The 25,456-nt window shown below is 59.3% G+C and carries 21 protein-coding genes and 1 pseudogene; 13 read left to right on the top strand and 9 right to left on the bottom strand.

The genetic code is table 11. The features are described 5' to 3' along the window. Nucleotides 1-98: 98 nt before the first annotated feature. The 4 genes from LOY56_RS26435 to aspA form a co-directional block, all read right to left on the bottom strand. Entirely contained in the window at nt 99-1,091 is a 993-nt protein-coding gene (locus LOY56_RS26435; RefSeq protein ID WP_258618345.1) for an AraC family transcriptional regulator, read from the bottom strand. 131 nt (nt 1,092-1,222) lie between these two features. Further along, nucleotides 1,223-2,227 carry an asparaginase gene (locus LOY56_RS26430; RefSeq protein ID WP_258618343.1) on the bottom strand — a complete coding sequence of 335 codons (1,005 nt, stop codon included), beginning with the start codon at nt 2,225-2,227 and terminating at the stop codon, nt 1,223-1,225. Between the two features lie 189 nt (nt 2,228-2,416). Continuing rightward, nucleotides 2,417-3,868 carry a sodium:alanine symporter family protein gene (locus LOY56_RS26425; protein ID WP_258618342.1) on the bottom strand — a complete coding sequence of 484 codons (1,452 nt, stop codon included), beginning with the start codon at nt 3,866-3,868 and terminating at the stop codon, nt 2,417-2,419. A gap of 484 nt (nt 3,869-4,352) precedes the next feature. Continuing rightward, nucleotides 4,353-5,777 carry an aspartate ammonia-lyase gene (gene aspA, locus LOY56_RS26420; RefSeq protein ID WP_258618339.1) on the bottom strand — a complete coding sequence of 475 codons (1,425 nt, stop codon included), beginning with the start codon at nt 5,775-5,777 and terminating at the stop codon, nt 4,353-4,355. A 180-nt stretch (nt 5,778-5,957) separates the two neighbouring features. On the opposite strand from aspA, the gene LOY56_RS26415 reads away from it, so the two are divergent. From LOY56_RS26415 to LOY56_RS26395, 5 genes are all read left to right on the top strand, one after another. Next, nucleotides 5,958-6,875 (top strand): LysR substrate-binding domain-containing protein, encoded by a 918-nt coding sequence (locus LOY56_RS26415; RefSeq protein ID WP_258618337.1) that lies wholly within the window; start codon nt 5,958-5,960, stop codon nt 6,873-6,875. Nucleotides 6,876-7,337: 462 nt separating this feature from the next. Continuing rightward, complete coding sequence (purE, locus tag LOY56_RS26410; RefSeq protein WP_003196369.1) at nt 7,338-7,829, top strand: 5-(carboxyamino)imidazole ribonucleotide mutase; 492 nt, start codon at nt 7,338-7,340, stop codon at nt 7,827-7,829. A gap of 11 nt (nt 7,830-7,840) precedes the next feature. Further along, nucleotides 7,841-8,923: a 5-(carboxyamino)imidazole ribonucleotide synthase gene (locus LOY56_RS26405; RefSeq protein ID WP_258618335.1), complete on the top strand. Its 1,083-nt coding sequence runs from the start codon at nt 7,841-7,843 to the stop codon at nt 8,921-8,923. A 107-nt stretch (nt 8,924-9,030) separates the two neighbouring features. Next, the gene (locus tag LOY56_RS26400) at nt 9,031-9,279 is read left to right on the top strand and encodes a GlsB/YeaQ/YmgE family stress response membrane protein (protein ID WP_258618333.1); all 249 of its coding nucleotides are present in this window, start codon (nt 9,031-9,033) and stop codon (nt 9,277-9,279) included. A 97-nt stretch (nt 9,280-9,376) separates the two neighbouring features. Further along, entirely contained in the window at nt 9,377-9,913 is a 537-nt protein-coding gene (locus LOY56_RS26395) for a DUF3299 domain-containing protein (protein WP_258618331.1), read from the top strand. A 48-nt stretch (nt 9,914-9,961) separates the two neighbouring features. Here the strand turns inward: LOY56_RS26395 and LOY56_RS26390 are convergent. Beyond that, nucleotides 9,962-10,860, bottom strand: a pseudogene (locus LOY56_RS26390) (D-hexose-6-phosphate mutarotase). 101 nt (nt 10,861-10,961) lie between these two features. Beyond that, nucleotides 10,962-11,366, bottom strand: coding sequence for an acyl-CoA thioesterase (locus tag LOY56_RS26385; protein WP_007896491.1), 405 nt, complete (start codon nt 11,364-11,366; stop codon nt 10,962-10,964). Between the two features lie 366 nt (nt 11,367-11,732). Between LOY56_RS26385 and LOY56_RS26380 the strand changes: the two genes are divergently transcribed. Then, nucleotides 11,733-13,031 carry an MFS transporter gene (locus LOY56_RS26380; RefSeq protein ID WP_258618330.1) on the top strand — a complete coding sequence of 433 codons (1,299 nt, stop codon included), beginning with the start codon at nt 11,733-11,735 and terminating at the stop codon, nt 13,029-13,031. A gap of 16 nt (nt 13,032-13,047) precedes the next feature. On the opposite strand, the gene LOY56_RS26375 is transcribed toward LOY56_RS26380, so the two are convergent. Continuing rightward, nucleotides 13,048-13,539 (bottom strand): type II toxin-antitoxin system VapC family toxin, encoded by a 492-nt coding sequence (locus LOY56_RS26375; protein ID WP_258618329.1) that lies wholly within the window; start codon nt 13,537-13,539, stop codon nt 13,048-13,050. Continuing rightward, nucleotides 13,536-14,594, bottom strand: coding sequence for an XRE family transcriptional regulator (locus LOY56_RS26370; protein WP_258618328.1), 1,059 nt, complete (start codon nt 14,592-14,594; stop codon nt 13,536-13,538). Before LOY56_RS26370 ends, LOY56_RS26375 begins: the two co-directional genes overlap by 4 nt. A 187-nt stretch (nt 14,595-14,781) precedes the next feature. Here LOY56_RS26370 and LOY56_RS26365 point away from each other — a divergent pair, with 187 nt between their 5' ends. From LOY56_RS26365 to LOY56_RS26335, 7 genes are all read left to right on the top strand, one after another. Continuing rightward, on the top strand, nt 14,782-15,780 hold the full coding sequence (locus LOY56_RS26365; protein ID WP_123357149.1) for a phosphate ABC transporter substrate-binding protein PstS family protein: 999 nt from the start codon (nt 14,782-14,784) through the stop codon (nt 15,778-15,780). Between the two features lie 419 nt (nt 15,781-16,199). Next, complete coding sequence (locus LOY56_RS26360) at nt 16,200-18,233, top strand: ABC transporter permease subunit (RefSeq protein ID WP_258622904.1); 2,034 nt, start codon at nt 16,200-16,202, stop codon at nt 18,231-18,233. A gap of 15 nt (nt 18,234-18,248) precedes the next feature. Then, the gene (gene pstA, locus LOY56_RS26355) at nt 18,249-19,919 is read left to right on the top strand and encodes a phosphate ABC transporter permease PstA (protein ID WP_258618325.1); all 1,671 of its coding nucleotides are present in this window, start codon (nt 18,249-18,251) and stop codon (nt 19,917-19,919) included. A 94-nt stretch (nt 19,920-20,013) separates the two neighbouring features. Continuing rightward, nucleotides 20,014-20,847, top strand: coding sequence for a phosphate ABC transporter ATP-binding protein PstB (gene pstB / locus LOY56_RS26350; RefSeq protein ID WP_258618324.1), 834 nt, complete (start codon nt 20,014-20,016; stop codon nt 20,845-20,847). A 120-nt stretch (nt 20,848-20,967) separates the two neighbouring features. Beyond that, on the top strand, nt 20,968-21,729 hold the full coding sequence (phoU, locus tag LOY56_RS26345) for a phosphate signaling complex protein PhoU (RefSeq protein ID WP_008073516.1): 762 nt from the start codon (nt 20,968-20,970) through the stop codon (nt 21,727-21,729). Nucleotides 21,730-21,912: 183 nt separating this feature from the next. Then, on the top strand, nt 21,913-22,863 hold the full coding sequence (locus LOY56_RS26340) for a response regulator (RefSeq protein ID WP_258618318.1): 951 nt from the start codon (nt 21,913-21,915) through the stop codon (nt 22,861-22,863). Nucleotides 22,864-22,994: 131 nt separating this feature from the next. Further along, nucleotides 22,995-23,891: a peptidoglycan DD-metalloendopeptidase family protein gene (locus LOY56_RS26335; RefSeq protein WP_258618317.1), complete on the top strand. Its 897-nt coding sequence runs from the start codon at nt 22,995-22,997 to the stop codon at nt 23,889-23,891. A 170-nt stretch (nt 23,892-24,061) separates the two neighbouring features. Here LOY56_RS26335 and LOY56_RS26330 read toward each other — a convergent pair whose 3' ends face one another. Further along, a complete protein-coding gene (locus tag LOY56_RS26330) occupies nt 24,062-25,402 on the bottom strand; it encodes a hemolysin family protein (RefSeq protein WP_258618315.1) in 1,341 nt (446 codons plus the stop codon). Nucleotides 25,403-25,456: the final 54 nt, after the last annotated feature.

The raw sequence follows: 25,456 nt of genomic DNA, 5'->3' as shown, positions 1-25,456 counted from the left end.
TTGCGGCGGGGCGGCGTTTGGGAGAACGGCAGGAAAGGCCAAAAGGGGATTGATATGGCCAAAATATTTGACCGAAATTCGCCCCTCGCAGGGGTAGATCACGGCCGGAACTGACTCGGCGCCACGCCACTCCAGCGTACAAACGCATGTCGGAAACTTGCGGTCTCGCTGAAACCCAGCGCCTCGGCGATTCGATAGATCGGCATGTGGTCTTCACAGAGCATTCGCTTGGCCTGCTCGAATCGCAATTCATCGAGCAGTTCCTGATAACTGCACCCCAGATCCTTCAGGTGTCGACGCAGCGTGCGCGCCGAGCAGTTCAACTGTTCGGCCAGCCCCTCCAAGCCTGGTGCCGCGCTCAATTGTGCGGCGAGTAGTTGGCGAATCCGCCCGAGCCAGGCCTGACGCCCGGTGAATTCGGTGTTTTGCTTGCGACAGCGCTCGGCCATGGCTTGATGGGTAATGGTGTCGGCCAGCGGCAGAGGTTGTTCGAGCCAGCATTTATCGAAGGCAAAGGCGTTGGACACCGCATCGAACTGCAAGGGGCAGTCGAAACGCTCAGCGTAGCGCGCCTGATAATCCGGCGCCGGGTGTTCAAAGCGTGCGCCGAGTAGAGGCAGAGGGTGGCCGAGCAGGTCTTCGCAGGTGACTTTCATCGAGACCAGGCAAAACTCGACATTGAACGGCGCCAGCGCCGGATTTTCCCGATAGTCGCTGGCGGTGAGCCAGATGCGTTCGCCCGCTTCCTCCAGGCTCAACTCGAACAGTGTTCCCAATAGCGCCGGATAGTGCAGCGCCAACCGCAAGGCGTCACCTAAAGTGGCGCTGGTGAGTAAAGCGTACCCGAGCATGCCATAGGACGAGACATGCATCCGCCGACCCAGTTCCAGGCCGATATCGCGGCGTAACGCGACGGCGTTGGCGCAAACCAGCATCTCTTGATTGGTGGTGATGCGCGTGTCCGCCCGGCTCAGATCCGCCGCGCTGATGCCGCTGCCGGCCAGCAATGCTTCGCTGGACAGGCCTTCGGCCTTGAAGGTGTCAAGCACCAGGGAGACGGCGTTGAGGGTGGTGAGGTGAGAGTGGAGCATAGGTGGTTCCAGCGTTGGGCATGCTGGAAGAGGAGCAAGTTATATGCCCAATGACGACCCTGTGGGCTTTTGTGGCGAGGGGGCTTGTCTGAATGCCGCCTCGCCACAAAAGCCACAGGGATTGTGCTGTGTCAGCTGAGTTCGCCGCACAGGTCGAGTTCAACCAACCGCCGAACTTCAGCGATCTCAAGCCCTGCACCCAGCAGCCCATGCAACTTGCCAAACGCTGCCTCGCGAGTCATGCCACCACCAGACAACACACCGACATCCCGCAAGCGGCTACCCGCCTCGTACACGTCGAGCTGCACACCACCGTCATGGCACTGCGTAACCGCGACCACCACCACACCTTTGTCCCGCGCCCGTTCCAGGCTGGCGAGAAACTCGGGGTTGTCGCTTGGCCCAGTACCGCTGCCATAACATTCCAGTACCAGACCCTCAATACCGCTGTTGAGCAGGCCATCCAGTTGATCGGCACCGATGCCGGGGAACAGCGGCAGCACCGCGACCTTCGCCAGCTGTTTAGGCTGGTTGTAGTTCAGTCGCTCAGGTATCGAGGACGCTTTCACGCCGTCGCCCTGACGCTCCAGCCGTTTGAACGGATGACGACCGAAACTGCGAACCTTCGCGCAGCGGGTCGGATCGAGCAGTTCGCCGTGGAAGTACAGATGAACGCCCGGCGCCAGGCCCTGGCCTAGGGCAACCAACGCACCGCTGAGGTTTCCCCAGGCATCGCTGTCGGTCACGCCGGCCGGCAACATGGAGCCGGTGAACACAACGCGCGCATGCAGGCCGAGCAGCTGAAAGCTCATGGCCGCAGCGCTGTAGGCCAGGGTGTCGGTGCCATGCAGGATCAACACGCTGTCGCAGCCCTGGACATCAACGGCGTCGACCACCGCTTCACGCAGTTGTTGCCAGTAGGCGGGCGTCATGTTGGCGCTGTCGATCAGCGGCGCCATCTCGCGAAAGCGCCACTGCGGCACCACCAGCTCAGGCTGGCTGTGCAGATACTCGCGCATCCGTGCTTCGAAACCGGACGCCGGCGCCAAGCCGTGGGCACTGGCTTGCATGCCGATGGTGCCACCGGTGTACAACACCATGACGTGCTGGGCCGCAGGAAAAGTCGAGGAATTCATGGGTGTCTCCGAAAACTGTGGGGGCGGCGGTGCGGCGATCCGACTTGCTCGCGAAGGCCGCAATGCGGTCTTACAGGCTTGAACCCTGAACGGCAGCCTCATCAAGCTGCCACAGCGTCAGGCCGAGCATGACGCCGACCGAACGCTGTGTCACGCCGGGCGCAGGGGATGCGCCCGGTTTTTTACCGATCAGCGTTGCGCTGCGGTCACGCCTTGTGGCTCGGCTTCGGCCTTTGGAGCGGCGGCTTGCGGATTGGCTGGCCACGCTTTCAGGTCCAGGTCCAGATCCGGGAACTTGCTCGAATCGAATACTGGAGTCTTGATGCCGGCAGCGCGCTGGTCATCGTAGTCACGCAGGATGCGCATGCCGACCTTGAACAGCAGGAACAGCGCGATCAGGTTTACGAAGGCCAACAGGGTCATGGTGATGTCGGCGAACGCGAACACCGTGTTCAAGTTCTCGATGGCACCCCAGAAAATCAGTACCAATACCAGCGCGCGATAGCCAATCAGCGCCTTGCGGTTTTCACCGATCAGGAAGCGCAGGTTGTTCTCGCCCAGGTAGTAGTTGTAGAGAATCGAGGTGAACACGAACAACGCCAAGGCTACGGAAATGAACATCCGGCCCCATTCACCGACCACGGCAGCCAGGGAGTTCTGGGTCAGGGCAATGCCGTCGCCTTCGAAGCCCGGAGTGTAGAAGCCCGACAGCAGGATCAGCAACGCGGTGCAGGTGCAGATCACGAAGGTGTCGAGGAACACGCTGAACGCTTGAACCACGCCTTGCGCGACCGGGTGCTCGACCGAGGCCACAGCGGCCACGTTCGGCGCACTGCCCAGGCCTGCTTCGTTGGCGAACACGCCGCGCTTCACGCCCATGACGATGGCGCTGCCGATCAGGCCGCCGAACGCCTGGTCCAGACCGAAGGCGCTTTTGACGATGGTGATCAACATGCCCGGAACGTGGTCGAACTGCAGCACGATCACGTAGATGGTCACGCCGATGTACACCAGGGTTTTCACCGGTACCAGCAGGTCAGCGACCTTGGCGATTCGCTTGATCCCGCCGATGAACACCAGCCCCAGCAACACCGCCAGGGCCAGCCCGGTGTAAGTGGTGTCGAAGCCGAACGCGTTGTTCAGCGAGTGGGTCACGGCGTGGGCTTGCAGGCCGTTGAAAGCGAAGCCGAAGGTGATCAGCAGCAGGAACGCCATGATCATGCCCAGCCAGCGCTTCTGCAGGCCGTGCTGAATGTAGAAGGACGGGCCGCCACGGAACTGGCCTTCGGAGTCGCAGCGCTTGTAGAGCTGGCCGAGGGAGCATTCGAAGAAGCTGCTGGACATGCCGACCAACGCGGTCACCCACATCCAGAACACCGCACCGGGGCCGCCGAGGGTCACGGCGATGCCGACACCTGCGATGTTACCCGCACCGACGCGGCCGGCGAGGCTGAGCATCAGGGCCTGGAACGAGCTGAGTTGTTCGGAGCTGCTGCGCAGACTGTCACGGAACACCGCGAACATGTGAAAGAAATGACGGAACTGAACGAAACGCGAGCGGATCGTGAAGTAGCTACCGAGCCCGACAATGAGCACGATCAGTACTTTCCCTGAGAGGAAGTCGTTGATGACTTCGAGCATGGAGTTTTCCTCGCTGTTTTTTGTGTGTGCGAATACTGGATGGTCCGACACCTCGTGTTACACCGGCCTGCGCGTGGCACAGCAGGTGGATCGAAGGTTCGTCCCGTTCCCATATCGCGGGTTTTATTAGTTCGGGTTTCGCATGGGTTTGGGTCTCGTTATCGACGACCGCTCAAGCGAAGAGGGCCGGCACTATACATAAGGTGAGTGCCGTCCGTCTGCACGATTGTGGTGCAAGCGACGAAACGAGAGCGCTGCAAAATCAAAAAATCGCAGCCTTCGGCAGCTTCAATAGGGGGTCAAACCCTGTAGAAGCTGTCGAAGGCTGCGATCTTGGCGGCACTGAAAACACTCAACATGTTCGGAAAATCCGCAAGGGTTAAAAAAAGGGCTTGAGGGAACAAATCCCCAAGCCCTCAAAAGGTGAGAGGTGTCTAGTCCCTCGACCTGGTGAGCGGTGCTCTTCAAAAGAGCCTGCGTTCGGTTAAGCCTTCAGAGGCACCAGACGCGGAGCAATCATGTTTTCCGGGCGCAGGATGTCGGCGAGCATGTCTTCGTCGAGCAACCGTTCTTCGCGCACCAGTTCCAGCACGCCGCGGCCGCTTTCGAGGGCGATACGGGCAATGCGGGTGGCGTTTTCATAGCCGATGTACGGGTTCAGCGCAGTGACCAGGCCGATCGAGTGTTCAACCAGTTCACGGCAGCGCTCTTCGTTGGCGGTGATGCCGACGATGCAGTGCTCGCGCAGCATGTCCATGGCGCGTTGCAGCAGGCGGATCGAGTCGAAGATCTTGAACGCGATCAGCGGCTCCATCACGTTCAGTTGCAGCTGGCCGCCTTCGGCAGCGATGGTCAGGGCCAAGTCGTTGCCGATGATCTGGAACGCCACCTGGTTGACCGCTTCCGGAATAACCGGGTTGACCTTGCCTGGCATGATCGAGCTGCCTGGCTGACGCGCTGGCAGGTTGATTTCGTTGATGCCGGTGCGTGGGCCGCTGGACAGCAGACGCAGGTCGTTGCAGATCTTCGACAGCTTGACCGCGGTGCGCTTGAGCATGCCGGAGAACAGCACGAAGGCGCCCATGTCGGAGGTGGCTTCGATCAGGTCGGCGGCTGGCACCAGCGGTTGACCGCTGATCAGAGCCAGACGCTGAACGGCCAGGGCCTGGTAACGCGGGTCGGCGTTGATGCCGGTACCGATCGCGGTGCCGCCCAGGTTCACTTCGGTCAGCAATTCAGGCGCCAGGGTCTTCAGGCGCGCCAGGTCTTCGCTCAGGGTGGTGGCGAAGGCGCGGAATTCCTGGCCCAGGGTCATCGGCACAGCGTCTTGCAGCTGGGTACGACCCATCTTCAGAACGTGGCTGAATTCTTCACCTTTGGCGGCGAACGACTGGATCAGGCTGTCGAGGCTGGCCAGCAGCGCGTCGTGACCCAGCAGCAGACCCAGACGGATCGCGGTCGGGTAGGCGTCGTTGGTCGACTGCGCCATGTTCACGTCGTTGTTCGGGTGCAGGTACTGGTATTCGCCCTTGCTGTGGCCCATGGCCTCCAGCGCGATGTTGGCGATGACTTCGTTGGCATTCATGTTGGTTGAAGTGCCAGCGCCGCCTTGAATCATGTCCACCACGAATTCTTCGTGGAAATCGCCGCGGATCAATCGGGCACAGGCTTCGCTGATGGCCGCGTGCTTGGCTTCGCTCAGGTGACCCAACTCGCGGTTGGCGTCAGCGGCGGCCTGTTTGACCATTGCCAGACCGACAACCAGTTTCGGGTAATGCGAAATCGGAACACCGGAAAGGCGGAAGTTATTCACCGCTCGCAGGGTCTGGATGCCGTAATACGCTTGCGCAGGTACTTCGAGTACGCCAAGCAGGTCTTTTTCTGTGCGGAAAGATGCAGCGGAAGACATGATAGAAATCATCTCGATATGGACCCGGTCTATGCCGGAACGCATCAAATGCTAGGCTTGTGAAGAATTTTGGGCCAATGCTGTTAAACACTAGCCTATGCACATTCGGCATAATGCCCGTGTGACGCCGTATGCGCGGCGAGCGTGTGACCTAAATTGGTGCGTGTCCGGGAGGGCGTGATGAATCTGGAAAGCAAATGGCTCGAGGACTTTAGTGCTCTGGCCGCCACCCGCAGCTTCTCCCAAGCGGCTGAGCGACGCTTCGTGACCCAACCGGCATTCAGCCGACGGATCCGCAGCCTCGAAGCCGCGCTGGGGCTGACACTGGTCAATCGCTCCCGTACACCCGTCGAGTTGACAGCGGCGGGTCAGCTGTTTCTCGTTACTGCGCGTACGGTGGTCGAACAATTGGGTGAAGTGTTGCGCCACCTTCATCACCTGGAAGGCGGGCAGGGCGAGGTGATACAAATCGCCGCCGCTCACTCCCTGGCACTGGGTTTTTTCCCGCGCTGGATCGCAAAATTGCGCAACGAAGGATTGAATATCGCCACGCGACTGGTGGCCACCAACGTCGGTGATGCGGTGCATGCGCTGCGTGAAGGCGGATGTGATGTGATGCTGGCGTTCTATGATCCGGACTCGGCGATGCAAATGGACCCGGAGATTTTCCCGTCACTGCATCTGGGTGACACTGAAATGCTCCCGGTCTGCGCGGCCGATGCCGACGGCAAGCCGTTGTTCGACCTGGAAGGCGAGGCCAGCGTACCGCTATTGGCCTACAGCGCCGGTGCGTTTCTTGGGCGTTCCGTGAACTTGCTGTTGCGCCAGCGGGCCCTGCGATTCACCACTATTTACGAAACCGCCATGGCCGACAGCCTGAAAAGCATGGCGCTGGAAGGCCTAGGCATCGCTTGGGTACCGCAACTGAGTGTGCGCGCCGAACTGGCTCGCGGCGAATTGGTGGTCTGCGGCGGCCCGCAATGGCATGTGCCGTTGGAGATTCGTCTGTATCGCTGCGCGCTGGTGCGCAAGGCCAACGTGCGGTTGCTCTGGCGCAAACTTGAGGGCGGCGCTGCACAAACCACCACCGGTCAATAAGGTTTTGTCGGCGCCAGCCTTGCCAGTCAGTTAAGCGTGATACTGAACCTGTGGCGAGGGAGCTTGCTCCCGTTGGACCGGTCCGTGCTTGGGGCGAAGCAGTCCCCCTCTTTTTGGGGATAAAGGGGGCCGCTTCGCGGCCCAGCGGGAGCAAGCTCCCTCGCCACAGGTTACTCATCCCTTGTTCTATCTCTTAACTGACTGGCATTACAGGCAAGCCTGGCGCCCACAGGCCAGGTCGATTTGCAACGTTTTCGCCTGACCTTCGGGTCAATAAAACCGGCACTTTGCGTCGTATGACAGATGGTCGCATCGGGGGCTGTTTATCTGCTTCATTGAGGTATACTGCGCGGCCTTCGGCCGGTTCGTCCGGCCATTTTTCCTACAATCAAGCCACGCACTTCTGCGTGGCTTGTTGTTTTTTGACGCGCCTGCGGGCGCCCAGAGAGAAGAGGCACGACGATGAGCGCACTGGTTGGCGTGATCATGGGCTCCAAGTCCGATTGGTCCACCCTTAGCCACACCGCCGATATGCTGGAAAAGCTCGGCATCCCTTACGAGGTGAAAGTGGTCTCTGCCCACCGCACCCCGGACCTGCTGTTCCAGTATGCCGAAGAGGCCGAGGCCCGTGGCATCGAGGTGATCATCGCCGGTGCCGGTGGCGCGGCCCATCTGCCAGGCATGTGTGCGGCCAAGACCCACCTGCCAGTGCTGGGCGTGCCGGTACAGTCGTCGATGCTCTCGGGCGTCGATTCGCTGCTGTCTATCGTGCAAATGCCTGCAGGCATTCCGGTTGCCACCCTGGCCATCGGCAAGGCCGGCGCGATCAACGCAGCGCTGCTCTCGGCGAGCATCCTGGGCGCCAAGCATCCGCAATTTCATACCGTGTTGAAGAAATTCCGCGCTGAGCAGACAGACAGCGTCCTGGACAATCCAGACCCACGCATCGCCTGAGGTTGTTGACGATGAAGATCGGTGTAATCGGTGGCGGCCAATTGGGTCGCATGTTGGCGCTGGCGGGCACTCCGCTGGGCATGAACTTCGCTTTCCTCGATCCGGCGCCGGATGCTTGCGCAGCCGCATTGGGCGAACACCTGCGGGCCGATTACGGCGATCAGGATCACCTGCGTCAGTTGGCCGATGAAGTCGATCTGGTGACCTTCGAGTTCGAAAGCGTCCCGGCCGAAACCGTGGCATTCCTGTCGCAATTCGTCCCGGTGTACCCGAGCGCTGAAGCACTGCGCATCGCCCGCGATCGCTGGTTCGAAAAGAGCATGTTCAAGGACCTGGGGATTCCGACCCCCGCGTTCGCTGACATCCAGTCGCAAGCCGACCTGGACGCCGCCGTGGCTTCCATCGGTCTGCCGGCCGTGCTGAAAACCCGCACCCTGGGTTACGACGGCAAGGGCCAGAAAGTCCTGCGCAAGCCTGAAGACGTGGTCGGCACCTTTGCCGAGCTGGGCAGCGTCGCCTGCCTGCTGGAAGGTTTCGTGCCGTTCACTGGCGAAGTCTCGTTGATTGCCGTGCGTGCCCGCGATGGCGAAACGAAATTCTATCCTCTGGTTCACAACACCCACGACAGTGGCATCCTCAAGCTGTCCGTGGCCAGCACCGATCACCCGCTGCAAGCGTTGGCTGAAGATTACTCCAGCCGGGTACTCAAGCAGCTGGAGTACGTTGGCGTGATGGCGTTCGAGTTCTTCGAAGTCGACGGCGGCCTCAAGGCCAACGAAATCGCCCCGCGCGTGCACAACTCCGGGCACTGGACCACCGAAGGCGCCGAGTGCAGCCAGTTCGAAAACCACCTGCGGGCCGTCGCCGGTCTGCCGCTGGGTTCGACGGCCAAGGTCGGCGAGAGCGCGATGCTCAACTTCATCGGTGTCGTGCCGCCCGTAGAGAAAGTGATTGCGATCGACGACTGCCATTTGCATCACTACGGCAAGGCTTTCAAGGTCGGCCGCAAGGTCGGTCACGCCAATTTGCGCTGTGCAGACCGTGAGACGTTGGCTGTGCAGATCCTCAAGGTCGAAGCGCTCATCGCCGAATAGTTTCATGTGGCAGCGGCGGAACCTTCAGGGGCCGCCGTTCTCTGATGGCAGGATGCCAAGGTCTGTCTAGGCTTTTGACATATCCAAATCAATCAGAGGGAAATGCCATGGGAATTATCGGAACCATCTTTATCGGCTTGATCGTCGGCCTGCTGGCTCGGTTTTTGAAACCGGGCGATGACAGCATGGGCTGGATCATGACCATCCTGCTCGGTATCGGCGGTTCGCTGGCGGCCACGTACGGCGGCCAGGCCCTGGGTATCTACCATGCGGGTCAGGGCGCAGGTTTCCTCGGTGCGCTGGTAGGCGCAGTGGTGTTGTTGGTGATCTACGGCCTGATCAAAAAAAACAACTGATTGAAGCGACAAAGCCCTCTCTGCGTCATCGCTGGAGAGGGCTAGAATGCTCGGCGTTGTCATCGTCACATTGTCCTATCCTTTACTGAGCACTTTCATGCGCAGTCTTCTGTTGACTCTTCTCTTCCTGGGCAGTGGTTTGGCCCATGCCGGCGAACTGCCGGAAACCGACTGGCTCGAACTGATGCCCAAGTCGGACCAGAAAGCCCTCGAGGCAATGCCCGAAATCGATCACAACTCCCCGGAAGCCAACGGCACCTTTACCCAAAAGGGTGGCATGAAGCAGAGCAAGGGCTTGCCGGCGGTGATGTACTCGACCAAAACCGTGCCGTCGATGAACGACAAACACATCCGTATTGGCGGTTATCCGGTGCCGCTGGAATCCGACGCCAAGGGCCGCAGCACATTGTTTTTCCTTGTGCCGTACCCGGGCGCTTGCATCCACGTGCCGCCACCACCACCTAACCAGTTGGTGCTGGTGCGTTATCCCAAAGGCTTGAAGTTGAATGACATCTACACGCCGCTGTGGGTGACCGGCACGCTGAAGATCGAGACGGTCAATAACGATCTGGCGGATGCAGCGTATGCGCTGGATGCGGCGCAGGTGCGAGTGGTCAAAGAGTCGGATTTGTAATCGCGCATACCAAAAAAGATCGTCCGAACGCGGCCCGATCTTTTGATCTTAAAGCGGTTTGCTGGCGATGCTCACGCCCAGGGTATGACTCGCCCCGGTGCCAACGTCACCACATCCCCCATCACATTCGCCGTTTCAATGCACAGCATGCGCTGCCAGCCATCGTCAGCCATGTCGCTGAACGCTGCAGCGCGGTCGATCCAGGGGTTCCAGATCACCGCAGAGCGCGAACCGCTGCTGGTCAGTTCGATGCGTCGTTCCCAGTGCGGGTCAACAATGCTCAGCTTCGGCGGGGTATTGAGATAGATGCGGTCGGTCTCGCCGATAAAACGCAGATCACCGGTCTGAGTGATGGTTTTCCAGTCGTCCAGGGTTTCGATATAACTCAAGCCATCCAGCCCTTCAACGTGCACGTTGCGCACATCGCTAACCGCGAAATAGCTGTGCAATGCCTGGCTGATCGTGACGTGTTCGGCGCCCTTGTTTTCGCTCGTCAGGCTGATATGCAACTGCTCATCCAGACGAATGCTCAGTTTCAAGTCCACCTGATGCGGCCATCCCGGCAGACCGCCTTCGGGGTAGGGCAGGACGAATTCCATCTTCAGGCTTTCGCCTTCGGTTTCGATGCCACCCAGTTCCCAGTCCATTGCCCGCACCAGGCCATGGGCGGTCGACGGTTCCTGGCTGACGCGCATGGCCTGGACGCTCTGCGGGTTGCGCGACAGGTTGCCGAACCATGGCCAGCACACCGGCACGCCGGCTCGGATGCTCTTGCCAGTCTTGAATACCGCCTCGTCGTTGAGCCAGATCAGCGGCGGTTCACCAGCCAATTGATAACTGAGGATGTGCGCTCCTTGCTGGGCCACCAGCAATTCGGCCTGACCGTGGCGGATGCGCCAGCAGTTCAGTTCATCCAGTTTCACGGTTTCAACGTTGGGCGTGCTCATGGGGCAACTCTCGATCAGGAACAGGACTGCAATGGACCGCAAAACGGTCGCCGGGTTTAACGCACCGTTTTTTTACAGGCTCCGTTTTTACCAGCTCCGGTTTAACGAGCTCTAGGCGGAACCGAGCGAGTGCGGCCGCTGCCGTCGATGGCGACGAACACGAAGACGGCTTCGGTCACTTTACGCCATTCGCTGGACAGTGGATCGTCGCTCCAGACTTCGACCATCATCTGGATCGAGCTGCGGCCGATTTCCAGCGCCTGGGTATAAAAGGACAGCTGAGCACCCACCGCTACCGGCACCAGGAACGCCATGCGATCGATCGCCACGGTGGCCACGCGACCACCGGCGACCTTGCTGGCCATTGCGGTGCCAGCCAAATCCATCTGCGCCACCAGCCAGCCGCCGAAAATATCGCCAAAGCCATTGGTTTCACGCGGAAGCGCGGTGATTTGCAGGGCCAAGTCGCCTTGCGGGATTGGATCTTCTTGTTCGAGCTCTATCATGCCGGGGGTGCCTCTGACCCGTGACTCTTCGTAGGTGTAGCGGGTGAATAGCCGTCTCCAGGAAAAACGATTCAGCCCCGAACATACTACGTTCGTCACGTTTTTCGTAAGGCGCCTAAAGGGAAACTCTGCGAAATCGGCTGACGGATGCCAACGACGGTTTCGCACAGCAACCCCTTACAAGCCGTTGCAATGTTGCGAGTATATCGATCGGTAGACTCCGAGACGACCGTCCGGTTCTCATTTCGACCGTCAAATACGCGCCTCTATGTGCTTTTTCGAACAATTTGCTATCGTGCCGAACCTGCCCAAGCCTCCGCCAGCGTTGTTGAGGTTGCAGATCCGACTATAAGAGAAGCCCTTGCCATGACCACAGCGCCTTCGAGCATCGCGCAGCCCGCCCAATCCGCACGTCCGCTGACCCGCAACGACTATAAGACGTTATCGCTGTCTGCCCTGGGCGGCGCGCTGGAGTTTTACGACTTCATCATCTTTGTGTTCTTCGCCACAGTGGTCGGCAAACTGTTCTTCCCCGCCGACATGCCCGAATGGCTGCGCTTGATGCAGACATTTGGCATCTTCGCCGCCGGCTACCTGGCGCGGCCGCTGGGCGGCATTGTCATGGCGCACTTCGGTGATCTGTTGGGGCGAAAAAAAATGTTCACCTTGAGCATTTTCATGATGGCCGTGCCGACCCTGATCATGGGCTTGCTGCCGACTTATGCGCAGATTGGTATGTGGGCGCCGATTCTATTGCTGCTGATGCGGGTGATCCAGGGCGCGGCAATTGGCGGTGAGGTGCCGGGAGCCTGGGTATTCGTTTCCGAACACGTGCCGCAGCGGTACATCGGTTATGCCTGCGGCACGCTGACCAGCGGTCTGACCGTCGGTATTCTTTTGGGCTCGCTGGTCGCCACCGCGATCAACAGCATTTACACGCCGGTTGAAGTCTCGGATTACGCCTGGCGGATCCCGTTCCTGCTGGGCGGTGTGTTTGGCCTGTTCTCGGTTTACCTGCGCCGTTGGCTCCACGAAACCCCGGTATTCGCCGAACTGCAATTGCGCAAGGCCCTGGCCGAAGAAGTGCCGCTGCGCGCGGTGTTGCGTGATCATCGCGGTGCGATTCTGATTTCCATGCTGCTGACCTGGTTGCTGTCCGCCGGCATCATCGTGGTCATCCTCATGACCCCGACCGTGCTGCAGACCGTTTACCACTTCGCGCCCACTACCGCGTTGCAGGCCAACAGCCTGGCCATCGTGTTCCTGAGCCTGGGCTGTGTGACCTCCGGTGCATTGGCTGACCGCTTCGGCGCCGGTCGTGTGTTCGTATTCGGTAGCGGTTTGTTGCTATTAATGTCGTGGACCTTCTATCACAGCCTGTTCAACCATCCCGACTGGCTGTTCCCGATGTATGCGCTGACCGGTTTTCTGGTCGGGATAGTTGGCGCAGTGCCCTATGTGATGGTCAAGGCTTTTCCGGCGGTGGTGCGTTTTAGCGGGTTGTCGTTTTCCTACAATCTGGCCTACGCCATCTTCGGTGGCCTGACCCCGATGGTGGTGACGCTGCTTTTGAAGGAAAGCCCGATGGGACCTGCCTATTATGTGGCGATCATTTGTGGCGTCGGGATTCTGGTGGGTGGGTATCTTTGGAAGAGCGGGCGGTAACAGGCGCGGTTGGATGTCAAGGCTTCCGCCAGTGCGAAAGCCTTGCATCACATTCTCCAGACGGTAAACGTGCTCCATGTTCGAGCATGTTATCCAAAGCATCTGCAGCGTGCGCTGGTGGAACAACTTGATGCTCGACCATTAGGTCGAGTAGCCAGAGCGCCCCGTGAACTTGCAAACCATCTCGTTGAGCCTGGCGTCTAAGCTTGCCGTCTCCGGTCAGTAACGGTCGGCCCGTCTCCTGTGCGAGCAAATAGCAGGAGACATCCGCCAGTGAACTGTTGTTGTGCTCGACTTTAAGGCTGAAAAGTCGAGCGACTCCAAGGCCATCGAAAGACTCGACAATCAACCCATGGGCGAGTAATTCGTCATGGGGGAAGTCTTCCAGTTCATCCATCACGAAATCGGTGCAGCATAATGTGAACGGAAGTCTGAACATCTGTTCCAGCAATCCAGCGTTTCTGAAATCGATCCAGATATTTGTATCGCTGATGTAGATCAGACTCATGCACTCTCCAGTGAGCCCAGGAAGTTGGGGTCCAAGGCGCTCGCTGGTTTACGTAAAAGTTCGGCTGCGCGGGATTTGGTTATCAGTCCTTCTGCCAATCCCCAAAACACCAATGATTCAAAACGTTGCGGTGGCTTGCAGGGCATGGGTTCTGGTTCAGTCTTGCGCCAGCCGTTCGCGCTAAATTGGATGGTTAGAGATTTGTAACCCGCATCGCTAAGCAGGTTCAGATCCTTGAGGCGCCGTAGTGCTGCGTGCATCGAAATTCCGTATTGGCGCTTAGCGATGAGTAGCTCGCGAGGATGAACCCGTGAACGTGGGTGGCTGCCGAAGTCGCTAGTGACGCCTTTTGCCGGGTAAAGAAATGCCCCTGCAAACCGATGACAGCAGTTTTCCTTGTCTCTCTCAGGCATGTATTCAGGTAACTGCATGACCCAATGGCCAAGCTCATGGGCAGCGGTGAAGCGTATACGCTCACCTGGCCGCTCGGCATTTAATGCGATCAAAACATGGCGCCCATCCCCAGTAGCGGCGCAGGCCCCATCGAAATCATCCGGCCCCATGAGCATCGCCACCTTGATACTGTGCTCTTCCAGTTGCTCGGTCAGATTGGCGATAGGGTCACTACCAATTCCCCAGAAATCCCGAAGTAATTCGGCCGCGTGCTCGGCCTCTTCAATAGAAGAAACGGGCAGCATCTGAGAGGGAGTGCCTGGAGTCTGGATGTCCGCGGGGTCGAAACATTCTTCCAGAGCCATATAGCGCTCAAGGTATTCACGAATCTGTTCTTCGACTTGCACCTGACGGTATTTGGGCATTTTCGCAAGCTTGCGGAACTCCAGCGGTGCAAGCGGGATGGCGTCCGCACGGAAAAAGTACTCAGGATTGACTTCGAGTACTTTTGCCATTTGCAGCAGACGTGAGGAGTTCGGGGTGCTTAACCCTTTCTCGTATTTGCTGAGGGCTTGCTTGGTAATGTCACCAAGCTGGCACGCCAGCGCCTCCAGGGACATACCACGCAGAAGGCGAGCGCGGCGGATTCGATCATTAATCATGGGTTCCTCTCGTGGTTGACAAGCCTATATTTTAGTTTTTATTTGTCAACCTGCCACGAGGATTGGATTGTATCCGGCAATTGGATGCTGGCCTTTCATCCAATTGTCATATTTCGGCCATAGAGTGTTCACACGGCCTGCTGATACTTGGCCCCGACTTAACACACCTATCTGCTAGGAGTAAGGCATGAAACTGAAGCGTTTGATGGCGGCAATGACTTTTGTCGCTGCTGGCGTTGCGACTGCCAACGCGGTTGCCGCTGTTGACCCGTCGATCCCGAGCTACACCAAGACCACTGGTGTGTCGGGCAACCTGTCCAGCGTCGGCTCCGATACCCTGGCCAACCTCATGACCCTGTGGGCTGAGAACTACAAAAAAGAGTACCCGAACGTAAACATCCAGATTCAGGCCGCTGGCTCCGCCACTGCGCCACCTGCGTTGACTGAAGGCACCTCTAACCTGGGCCCGATGAGCCGCAAGATGAAGGACACCGAACTGGCTGCCTTCGAACAGAAATACGGCTACAAGCCAACCGCGATCCCGGTTGCCGTGGACGCCCTGGCTGTCTTCGTACACAAAGACAACCCGATCCAGCACCTGACCATGGAACAGGTCGACGCGATCTTCTCCTCGACGCGTCTGTGCGGCGCCAAAGCTGACGTGAAAACCTGGGGCGACCTGGGTGTGACCGGCGACCTGGCCAACAAGCCAGTGCAACTGTTCGGTCGTAACTCGGTATCCGGCACCTATGGCTACTTCAAAGAAGAAGCCCTGTGCAAAGGCGACTACAAGCCAAACGTCAACGAACAACCAGGCTCGGCTTCGGTCGTGCAGTCGATCAGCTCCTCGCTGAACGGTGTTGGTTACTCGGGCATCGGCTACAAGACCGCCAGCGTGAAAACCGTGGCCCTGGCCAAGAAAGGTACCACTGAGTTCATCGAAGACACCGAAGAGAACGCCCTGAACGGCAAGTATCCGCTGTCGCGTTTCCTCTACGTATACGTCAACAAGGCCCCGAACAAGCCTCTGGCCCCGCTGGAAGCCGAGTTCGTGAAACTGATTCTGTCCAAACAGGGTCAGGAAGTGGTTGTGAAAGACGGCTACATCCCGCTGCCAGCCAAGGTTGCTGCAAAAGCACTGGCTGACCTGGGTCTGCAAGAAGGCAACAACGTAGTAAAAAAGTAAAACCCTAGGTCCGGGGTAAACCCGGACCTGTGTAGGAGCTGCCTCGGTTCCCTCGACAGCTCCTACACACCCCCCAAATTTCCGATCCGCTGCCAGTTCCCACAGGCGGCGGATTTGTTGCGTCACTGCATTGTCATCTTTCTGTCATACAGGATCGCTAGGGTGTGCGCATGAATGATCTGGCCAATTCCACCATGACTACAAATCCCCCCAAGCGAATTGACTTCAATACGCCTGAGCTGCAACGCAAGCGCCGTATTCGTGCGCTAAAAGATCGCCTGACCCGCTGGTACGTCCTCGTCGGCGGCCTCGCCGTTCTGGGTGCGATCACCCTGATCTTTTTCTTCCTCGGTTACGTCGTCGCGCCGCTGTTCCAGGGGGCCGACCTGACCGCCAAAGACGCCATCACGCCCGCGTGGATGCAAGACGCCGGCAAACCGCTGATGATCTCTCTCGAAGAACAGAACCAGGTCGCCATGCGGGTTTCCGACAAGGGCCAGGCATTGTTCTTTGATATTGACACTGGCGCCGAGCTGCGCCGCGTCGACCTGCCGATTCCGGCCGGCACCAGCGTGACCTCCATCGGTGAAGATCAACCGGGCCAGCCATTAGTGGCAGTGGGCTTGTCCAACGGCCAGGCGCTGGTGTTCCGTCACACGTATAAAGTCAGCTACCCGGAAGGCAAGAAAACCATCTCGCCGGCCGTCGAGTACCCGTATGGTGAAACGCCGGTCGCGCTGAACGAGGCGGGCGGTGCTCTGGAGCATGTCAGCCTCAACGCTACCGATTCGACCCTGCTGCTGGCTGGTTCCACCGGTGCGCAGTTGCATGTCATGTCGCTGACCAGCGAAGAAAACATGATGACCGGCGAAGTCACCAGCGAGCAGAAGCGCATCGAACTGCCGCAGATGACCGAGCCGGTGAAGAACATCTTCGTCGACCCGCGTCAGCAATGGCTGTACGTGGTCAACGGTCGCGCTCAAGCCGACGTGTTCAGCCTGCGCGAGAAGAGCCTCAACGGGCGCTACAAGTTACTTGAAGACGGTAATGCCGAAGTGACCGCCAGCACTCAATTGCTGGGCGGCATCTCGCTGATCGTCGGCAACTCCAAGGGTGGTCTCGCCCAGTGGTTCATGGCCCGTGACCCGGATGGCGAGCTGCGTCTGAAGCAGATTCGTAGCTTCCAGATGGGTACCGCGCCGATCGTTGAAATCACCGCCGAAGAGCGTCGCAAAGGCTTCGTTGCCCTCGACGCGTCCGGCAAACTCGGCGTATTCCACAGCACCGCTCACCGCACTTTGCTGGTGGACCAGGTGGTTGATGGCCAAGGCCTGTTCGGCCTGTCGCCACGGGCCAACCGCGTGATTGTGGAGCAGGGCGGCAAGCTGCAACCGTTGCTGCTCGACAACCCGCACCCGGAAGTCTCGTGGAGCGCGTTGTGGAGCAAGGTCTGGTACGAGAACTACGACGAGCCTAAATACGTCTGGCAATCGACCGCCGCCAACACCGACTTCGAACCCAAGCTGAGCCTCTCACCGCTGACCTTCGGTACCCTGAAAGCCGCGTTCTACGCGATGCTGTTGGCCGCGCCACTGGCCGTGGCCGCTGCGATCTACACCGCGTACTTCATGGCTCCGGGCATGCGTCGCAAGGTCAAACCGGTGATCGAGCTGATGGAAGCGATGCCGACGGTGATCCTCGGCTTCTTCGCCGGCCTGTTCCTGGCACCGTATGTAGAAGGGCATTTGCCGGGCATCTTCAGCCTGCTGATGCTCCTGCCGATCGGCATTCTGGTGGCGGGTTTCGTCTTCAGTCGCCTGCCTGAGTCCATCCGCCTGAAAGTGCCGGACGGCTGGGAAAGCGCGATTCTGATCCCGGTGATTCTGTTTGTGGGCTGGTTGTCGCTGTACATGAGCCCGTACATGGAAACCTGGTTCTTCGGCGGCGACATGCGCATGTGGATCTCCCACGACCTAGGGATTACCTACGACCAGCGCAACGCTCTGGTGGTCGGTCTGGCCATGGGCTTCGCGGTCATTCCGAACATCTATTCCATCGCCGAAGACGCCGTGTTCAGCGTGCCTCGCGGCCTGACCCTGGGCTCCCTGGCCCTCGGTGCCACGCCGTGGCAGACCATGACCCGCGTGGTAATCCTTACCGCCAGCCCGGGCATTTTCTCGGCACTGATGATCGGCATGGGCCGTGCGGTCGGTGAAACCATGATCGTGCTGATGGCCACCGGTAACACCCCGGTCATGGAAATGAACCTGTTCGAAGGCCTGCGCACTCTGGCGGCCAACGTCGCGGTGGAAATGCCCGAATCGGAAGTCGGCGGCAGCCACTACCGCGTGCTGTTCCTCTCGGCGCTGGTGCTGTTGTTGTTCACCTTCATCATGAACACCCTCGCGGAACTGATTCGTCAGCGTCTGCGCAAGAAATACTCGTCGCTTTAACAAAGGTAGAAGTCTGTGAAACAGAACTCCCTGAATGGATGGTTCAAGAGCGGCGCCCCCGGCGTCTGGATCAGCGGCGGCGCGGTGTCCATTGCGGTCATCATGACCATTGGCCTGCTGGCGGTGATTGCCGTGCGCGGTCTGGGTCACTTCTGGCCGGCGGACCTGATCCACGCCAGTTACGACGTGCCGGGCCAGGCCAATCACCTCGTCATCGGCGAAGTGGTGCAAAAGGAAGAAGTGCCACGCGAGCGCCTGAAAAGCGCTGGCCTGCCGGTGCCCGATCAGGGCCCGGAGTTCATGACCCGCGAGCTGATCAAGGTCGGCAACCGTGATCTGAACGGCACCGACTTCACGTGGATCGTCGGCGAGTGGCTAACTAACCAGAAGACCCCGCCAGAGCTCATGACCATCGAGCGTCGCGAGTGGGGCAACTTTTACGGTTATCTGGTCAACGTCAAACAGGATGGCAAAGTCATCGCTGAAGGCGAGGCCGCATGGCCTGAGTTGCAGGCGCGTGTCGATCGTGTCAACCAGCTCGCCGCACAGCTCAAGACTCTGGAAAAGACTGACATCGGTGCGATCAACGCCGGTCTTGAGCGCGTGCGTCTGCGCGGTCGCAAACTGGAATTGGCCGGCCATCTCGATGCTGCCGCACAAGCAGATATGGAGTCCGAGCGCGCCGAGCTGAATGCCCGTTATCAGGAAATCGAGGCGCGTCTGAACGATCTGCACACGCAGTTCAATCGCGACAGCCTGACCGCTCGCGACGCGAACGGCAAAGAAGTCGAAATCGGCATCGGTAAAGTGGTTCACGCCTACCAGCCGAACGCCATGGGCACCTTCACCAAGATCGGCTTTTACTTCAGCAAGGCCTGGGAATTCCTCAGTGATGACCCGCGTGAAGCCAACACCGAAGGCGGGATTTTCCCGGCGATTTTCGGCACCGTGATGATGACCCTGATCATGGCGATGATCGTGACGCCGTTCGGCGTGCTGGCGGCGGTTTACCTGCGTGAATATGCAAGGCAAGGACCGATGACCCGGCTGATCCGCATCGCGGTGAACAACCTGGCGGGTGTTCCGGCCATCGTTTACGGCGTGTTCGGTCTGGGCTTCTTCGTCTACGTGCTCGGCGGTTCGGTCGACCGGTTGTTCTTCCCGGAAGCACTGCCGGCGCCGACCTTCGGTACGCCGGGCCTGCTCTGGGCGTCGCTGACCCTGGCGCTGCTGGCGGTGCCGGTGGTGATTGTGGCCACCGAAGAAGGCCTGGCGCGGATTCCTCGCACCGTGCGCGAAGGCTCGCTGGCTCTTGGCGCGACCAAGGCCGAGACTTTGTGGAAGATCGTGCTGCCAATGGCCAGCCCGGCAATGATGACCGGCATGATCCTCGCCGTGGCCCGTGCCGCCGGTGAAGTGGCGCCGCTGATGCTGGTGGGGGTGGTGAAACTGGCGCCGTCGCTGCCGCTGGATGGCAACTACCCGTACTTGCACCTGGACCAGAAGATCATGCACTTGGGCTTCCACATTTATGACGTCGGCTTCCAGAGCCCGAACGTCGAAGCCGCGCGGCCGCTGGTGTACGCCACTGCATTGCTGCTGGTGCTGGTGATTGCCACGTTGAACTTGTCGGCGGTATGGATTCGTAACCACCTGCGCGAAAAATACAAAGCACTGGATAGCTAAAGCCATTAGCCACAAGCGGCAAGCTACAAGCCGCTTTTGCTCAAAACTTGCAGCTTGCAGCTAGAAGCTTGCAGCTATGAACGGAGTGAGACCCATGCAGCACGAAGCACACACTCACGGCATCAACATGTCGGCCTTGGGCCGCAACAAACAGAGCCTGAGCCTCGAACAGGAAACCGTGGCCATCGAAGTGCCGGGCCTGAGCCTGTTCTACGGCGACAAACAAGCGCTGTTCGACGTCAGCATGAACATCCCGAAACAGCGCGTGACCGCCTTCATCGGCCCATCCGGCTGCGGCAAGTCCACGCTGTTGCGCACCTTCAACCGCATGAACGACCTGGTGGACGGCTGCCGCGTCGACGGCGCGATCAACCTCTATGGCAACAACATCTATCGCAAGGGCGAGGACGTGGCCGAGCTGCGTCGCCGGGTCGGGATGGTGTTCCAGAAGCCCAACCCATTCCCGAAAACCATCTACGAAAACGTGGTTTACGGTTTGCGCATCCAGGGCATCAACAAGAAACGCATCCTCGACGAAGCCGTTGAGTGGGCGTTGAAAGGCGCAGCGTTGTGGGATGAGGTCAAAGACCGTCTGCACGAGTCGGCCCTTGGCCTGTCCGGTGGTCAGCAGCAACGTCTGGTGATTGCCCGCACCATCGCCGTGGAGCCGGAAGTATTGCTGCTCGATGAACCGTGCTCGGCACTCGACCCGATCTCGACGCTGAAAGTCGAAGAGCTGATCTACGAACTGAAATCCAAGTTCACCATTGTTATCGTGACCCACAACATGCAACAGGCCGCGCGGGTTTCCGACTACACGGCGTTCATGTACATGGGCAAACTGGTGGAATTCGGCGACACCGATACGCTGTTCACCAATCCGGCGAAGAAGCAGACCGAAGACTACATCACAGGACGGTACGGCTAGCCATACAGCCGCAAGCGTCAAGCTGCAAGCGGCAAGAAAGAAGCGGTGCGATATCAGGACTTATACATAACTGCTTGAAGCTTGCGGCTTGAAGCTTGCAACTTTCGCGGAGCGAACAAGATGATTAGTAAAGAAGGCCTTACCCATCACATCTCCCAGCAGTTCAACGCTGAGCTCGAGGAAGTGCGCAGCCACCTCCTGGCCATGGGCGGGCTGGTCGAGAAGCAGGTCAACGACGCGGTCACCGCGTTGATCGAGGCTGACTCCGGCCTGGCCCAGCAGGTTCGCGAGATCGACGACCAGATCAACCAGATGGAACGCAACATCGACGAAGAATGCCTGCGCATCCTGGCCCGTCGTCAGCCGGCGGCGTCGGACTTGCGGTTGATCATCAGCATCTCCAAATCGGTGATCGATCTGGAGCGCATCGGCGACGAAGCCACCAAGATCGCCCGTCGTGCCATCCAGTTGTGCGAAGAAGGCGAAGCGCCGCGCGGTTACGTCGAGGTTCGCCACATCGGCGACCAGGTGCGCAATATGGTTCGCGATGCCTTGGATGCGTTTGCCCGCTTCGACGCCGACCTGGCGTTGTCGGTGGCGCAGTACGATAAGATCATCGACCGCGAATACAAGACCGCACTGCGTGAGCTGGCCACCTACATGATGGAAGACCCGCGCTCTATCTCACGGGTCTTGAGCATTATCTGGGTGCTGCGCTCGCTGGAGCGTATCGGCGACCACGCGCGCAATATCTCGGAACTGGTGATTTACCTGGTGCGCGGCACCGACGTGCGTCACTTGGGCCTCAAGCGCATGAAGGAAGAAGTTGAAGGCACAAGTGCCGAAACCGCTAATGTTCCGGGCAAAGCTGACGATAAGTAAGATTGCCCAAGAAAAGCGCCCGGCCCTTTTGGCCGGGCGTTTTTGTTTGCGTGAGGCTCTCGAATTGAAAAGCCGAATAGAAAAGCAGCACCCGCGAACGAAAAGTCCCGGCGTGACTGAAGAGTTTTGGCAAAGTGCCATCAGCCAGCGTTATGCTTGCCGGGATTTTTAAAGGGGTGTTGGATGAGCAAGATCAGTGTATTGGTCGTGGACGATGCGTCGTTCATTCGTGACCTGGTGAAGAAGTGCCTGCGCAACTACTTCCCGGGGATCCGGACCGAAGATGCAGTCAACGGCAAAAAAGCCCAGGCCATGCTGGCCAAAGAAGCGTTCGACCTGGTCCTGTGCGACTGGGAAATGCCGGAAATGTCCGGTCTTGAACTGCTGACCTGGTGCCGTGAGCAAGACAACCTCAAGACCATGCCGTTCGTGATGGTCACCAGCCGTGGCGACAAAGAGAACGTGGTCCAGGCTATCCAGGCCGGGGTTTCCGGTTATGTCAGCAAGCCGTTCACCAATGAGCAGTTGCTGACCAAGGTCAAGCAGGCGCTGAACAAGGTCGGCAAACTCGACACCTTGATGAACAGCGCGCCGACCAAAATGAACTCGGCGTTCGGCAATGATTCCCTCAGCGCGTTGACCGGCGGTAAAGCTGCCCTGGCTACCCCATCGGCAGCCGTCGTCAACCCGTTCGCCAAGCCTGTCGCTGCTGCGCCAACCCCGACCGCCGCACCGTCTCGCGGCCTGCTTAACAGCCCGCCGGTCAAGGCACCTGTTGCCTCCGCGGCATCCGCTGGTGGTCGTGGTCAGGGCCAACTGCGCCTGCCAAACGGTACTCAGCAGTGCGTGATCAAAGCCTTGAGCATCAAGGAAGCGCTGTTGGTGGTGAAACGCACCGATACGCTGCCGCAAGTCCTCGACAGCGCCGTGCTCGACCTGGAACAGGGCGACAACGCCGAAATCGCCCGCCTCAACGGCTACCTGCATGCCATTGTCGCCCACGAGCCGAAACCCGACAGCGAGTGGCTGCAACTGACCTTCCGCTTTGTCGACCAGGACGCACAGAAGCTCGACTACATCTCCCGCCTGATCGCCCGTGGCACGGCGCAGAAGCATTTCGTACCGGGCGCATAACGTTTACCGCTGATCGTTCCAACGCAGAGCGTGGGAACGATCAGCCACCCATCTTGAAACATCTGTCGACTACGCTGGTCCATTTCAGCTGCTAGGCTCCTTCCCAGGCCTTACTCGACAGAATCTTGCCCATGCTCGCGCGCCTGCTGTTTTTCTGTGGTCTGTTCATGGCCTCCACCTCGGTTGTGGCCATGACGATCTACAGGTCCACCAATGCCAGTGGCGTGGTCTCTTATAGTGACCGCCCCACCAAAGGCGCGAAGGTGTTCGTTTTTCGAGACCGGATGGTCGAGCGCCTTGAGCGGCAGGTGTACCTCGATATCAAGAAGCAGGGGGGCATGGACAGTGTGTTCGTGCGCAACGATCTATATGCGCCGGTCGAGATCGAGCTGAGTTTTTCCGGGCTGAATAACGTCAGCGGCGCGCCGAGCCGGCCGATCCGTCGGGTTCTGCCGGCGCGCAGTAACATCCGTCTGGCGCTGCTCAAGGCGACGAAGGCCGGAAGGCCGCTGGCGTATACCCCAAGGTTCGAATATTCCATGGGCGACCCCGCAGGGGCCGCTATGGCCTATCGATATCCATTGCCGTGGCGCGGCGGGCCGTTTCGGTTGAGTCAGGGCGCCAATGGCAAATACAGTCACTACGGGCCGAAGAACCGTTATGCGATGGACATCGCGATGCCCGAAGGTACGCCGATCATCGCGGCGCGCGGCGGGATGGTGGTTAAAACCGAGAATGGCCAGACCGGGCGCGGCAACGATCCGTCGGGCAATTTCGTGCGGGTATTGCACGATGACGGGACCATGGGCGTATACCTGCACCTCAAGAAAGGTTCGGTCAACGTGCGGGAAGGTCAGCGCGTGGTGGTGGGCAGTGCGCTGGCGCTGTCGGGCAACACCGGCAACAGCAGCGGCCCGCACCTGCACTTCGTGGTGCAGCGTAATACCGGCTTGGGGTTGGTGTCGATTCCGTACCAGTTCAATCAACCGGTAGGCGCGTTGCCCAACTTTGCGTTGGGCAAGAAATGAACGATGGAGATCTACTGTGGCGAGGGAGCTTGCTCCCACCGGCCGGTCCGCGTTTGGGCGCAGCAGTCGTAAACCGGTGAATGCGGTGTACCCGGGTAAGCGCGGTTGCAGGATTGGGGCCGCTTCGCGACCCAGCGGGAGCAAGAACCCGCTCGCCACCGGTATCACACCTAGTCGAGCATCAACACCTTGGCCAAAACAATCTTCGGCCCTTTCATCTTCTTGATGATGATCCGCAAGCCTTCGACCTCTAGCACTTCTTCCTCTTCCGGCACCCGTTTCAGGGTTTCGTAGACCAGCCCGGCGAGGGTTTCGGCTTCGATGTGGTCCAGGTCGATACCCAACAGGCGTTCCACCTTGAACAGCGGCGTATCGCCGCGCACCAACAGTTTGCCCGGCTGATACGCGAGGATCCCGCGTTCAGCCTTGCGGTGTTCATCCTGAATGTCGCCCACCAGCACTTCCAGCACGTCTTCCATGGTCAGGTAGCCGATGATGTTGCCGTCGGCTTCTTCGACCACAGCGAAATGCGAACCGCCCTTGCGAAACTGTTCTAGCAGCTGCGACAGCGGCATGTGACGCGATATGCGCTCCAGCGGCCGGGTCAGTTCGGCGAGGTTGAACGACTCGGGAATGTGATCCAGGGCCGCCAGTTCCAGCAACAGATCCTTGATGTGCAGCAGGCCGACGAACTCCTGGCGTTCGCTGTCGTACACCGGGTAGCGGCTGAACTTGTGGCGACGGAACAGCGCCAGGATTTCCTTGAGCGGCGCGTTGAACTCAAGTGTGACCAGGTCTTCCCGGGAGTTGGCCCAATCGACCACTTCCAGCTCGCCCATTTCCACCGCCGAGGCCAAAACGCGCATGCCTTGGTCGCTCGGGTCCTGGCCACGGCTGGAGTGCAGGATCAGTTTCAGTTCTTCACGGCTGTAATGGTGCTCGTGATGCGGGCCGGGTTCACCCTGGCCGGCGATCCGCAGGATCTGGTTGGCGCTGGCGTTGAGCAGGTAAATGGCCGGGTACATGGCCCAGTAGAACAGGTACAGCGGCACGGCCGTCCAGAGCGACAGCAGCTCGGGTTTGCGGATGGCCCAGGATTTCGGGGCCAGTTCGCCGACCACGATGTGCAGGTACGAAATGATAAAGAACGCGGTGAAGAACGACACGGCCTTGACCACTTCAGCGGACTGTACACCGACCGCTTCGAGCACTGGCTCGAGGAGGTGTGCGAACGCCGGTTCACCGACCCAGCCAAGGCCCAGGGAGGCGAGGGTGATACCCAATTGGCATGCTGACAGGTAAGCATCGAGCTGACTGTGCACGGTGCGCAGGATGTGCCCGCGCCAGCCGTGCTGTTCTGCGATGGCTTCGACCCGGGTCGAGCGCAATTTGACCATGGCAAATTCCGCCGCAACGAAAAAGCCGTTGAGCAAAACCAGGATCAGAGCAAAAAGAATCATGCCGAAATCGGCGAAGAGTGTCGCGAGAGTCAAGCCAGGGGAAGGGTCCATGATGGAGTTTTGCGGGTTCCGTAATTCAAAAGGAGAGAAAAAAGTGCGCCTGAA

The organism is Pseudomonas sp. B21-048 (genome assembly GCF_024748615.1).
Lineage (GTDB): Bacteria > Pseudomonadota > Gammaproteobacteria > Pseudomonadales > Pseudomonadaceae > Aquipseudomonas.
Note: the sequence above shows the minus strand (reverse complement) of the source record. Positions and strands in the feature narration are given on the sequence as shown.